Below are 1,630 nucleotides of genomic sequence, written 5' to 3'. Positions count from 1 at the left end.
ACCGATTGGATGTGGACTTACAATCAGGACCGCCCGAACATGGCCTTGGGCGGATTTACGCCAAAGCAGCGGTTGGCCATGGCCGCTTAGTTTCTACTTCTGAACCCCGTGGAAAACGGGGGATTACCTTTAAGCTCGGCCTTCAGGCGCCGTACCTCGGCATTCTGGTCTAGCTCCGCTTTTCGCACGACATCCGGCTTATCGAACTTCGCTTTCCAGGCATACAGACTATGAGTCGTGATGCTCAGTCGCTGCGCCGCATCAGCTACCGAATGACCTCGCTCGGTGACTTGCTTGACTGCCTCAATCTTGAACTCATCCGTGTACCGCTTGCCGCTCATACTGACCTCCTCGGTTGCCATAAATTATGGCTCGAAGATGTCTACGAAAGGCTGGCCGGTCCACTGCACTGTCTGGCACGGAGGCGATGGTTGGAGTAACTCGATCGATAGCAGTGGCGTTCGTCGACATGAAAATTATTATCAACAGAAAGCAATATAAAATAATTCAGATAAAAATTTCCGTTGGAAAATAGCCTGTAAATTCATCGCAGTTGCGGATTATGGTTCGGGATAGTCTTGAATGAACCTGAAGCATTCTAGAGTCGGTTGCCGGCATTCACTCCCCCGAAATTTTCTCGTTCCGCACCGGGGAATACCCACACACTCGTCATCCGCAACGCCCATTCCAAAATCAGCGTCTCGCGGTGACGCCGGATCCGGCTTGCCACGTAAAGGCACTGATAATCGTATAGCTCGCCTCTCTGTTCGATTCGCACGGCTGGCGTAGAGTCGGCCGACCACCTCGCGCGATTGCATATTAATCAGTGATTCCTTCGCGTTGAACTCGAATTGTCGAGCAACAACATATCATCAAATTCGTGTGACAATGATGCCGAGACCGGTAGGATTTCCAGATTATGACCAATTTCGTATTGACCTGGTTGAGTGTTCCGGCTAGCCTAGTCACTCTCGTTGTGCAACCGAAGATCTTTTACATCCATGGCAACTTATCTCAAACTGAAAGCTCAGGCCGATGCGTTGGCACGGCAGGCAGAAGAAGCACGCCTCGCGGAGTTGGACAGCATCATTACAGCGATGCGTAAACAGATTGTCGAATACGGCATCACGTCCGAGCAGTTGTTCGGACGCCGGCGCGCTGCCACATCCGGTGCGCGCACGCCCGTCGCACCGAAATATCAGGATCCTAAGACGGGCGCGATCTGGAGCGGTCGTGGCAGGGCACCTCAATGGATCGCCAACGCAAAGAACCGCGACCGCTTTCTGATTCCTGTTGCCGAGTGAAATGACGCGTTCGCGGCTGAGCCCGCGAACGGAGCTCAATGGCCGCTAGTCTTACTGTGTCAATAAATCCATTATAGGAACTTCTTCATCCTTGGCGTGAGGAATGATGGACTGGGAGACGTCATTCGAGGCGTATCTGGAACATTTGTGCGAGGCGCTTGGGCATAACGACCGTGAATCAGGATTGAAGGGCTATTGCCAAGGGCTAGGGATGATGTTCAAAACTGGCGAAGGCCCGCATGTTCAACAGGTCGGTTGCCGTGGACAATCAGGACATGAAACAGACCGACCTGAACCTTGGCCTGACGATCCGGCGGACGCGCAAA

At 52.9% G+C, this 1,630-nt stretch carries 1 protein-coding gene and 1 pseudogene; one reads left to right on the top strand and one right to left on the bottom strand.

Annotated features, from left to right (window positions below):
* Positions 1-128 precede the first annotated feature (128 nt).
* Positions 129-341 (bottom strand): annotated as a pseudogene (locus tag ACNQQL_RS35885) (transposase); the annotation flags it as partial.
* 660 nt (positions 342-1,001) lie between these two features.
* Between ACNQQL_RS35885 and ACNQQL_RS35880 the strand changes: the two are divergent.
* Positions 1,002-1,304 (top strand): H-NS histone family protein, encoded by a 303-nt coding sequence (locus ACNQQL_RS35880; RefSeq protein WP_347069669.1) that lies wholly within the window; start codon positions 1,002-1,004, stop codon positions 1,302-1,304.
* The last annotated feature ends 326 nt before the right edge of the window (positions 1,305-1,630 follow it).

The organism is Burkholderia sp. LFS061, from assembly GCF_047978125.1.
Taxonomy (GTDB): Bacteria; Pseudomonadota; Gammaproteobacteria; order Burkholderiales; family Burkholderiaceae; genus Burkholderia; species Burkholderia pyrrocinia_C.
The sequence above is the reverse complement of the archived record's forward strand: the minus strand, read 5'-3'. Positions and strand labels throughout refer to the sequence as shown.

Excerpts from the sequence above, each read along its gene's own strand:
- ACNQQL_RS35880 (WP_347069669.1), top strand. The coding sequence starts at position 1,002 with ATGGCAACTTATCTCAAACTGAAAGCTCAGGCCGATGCGTTGGCACGG.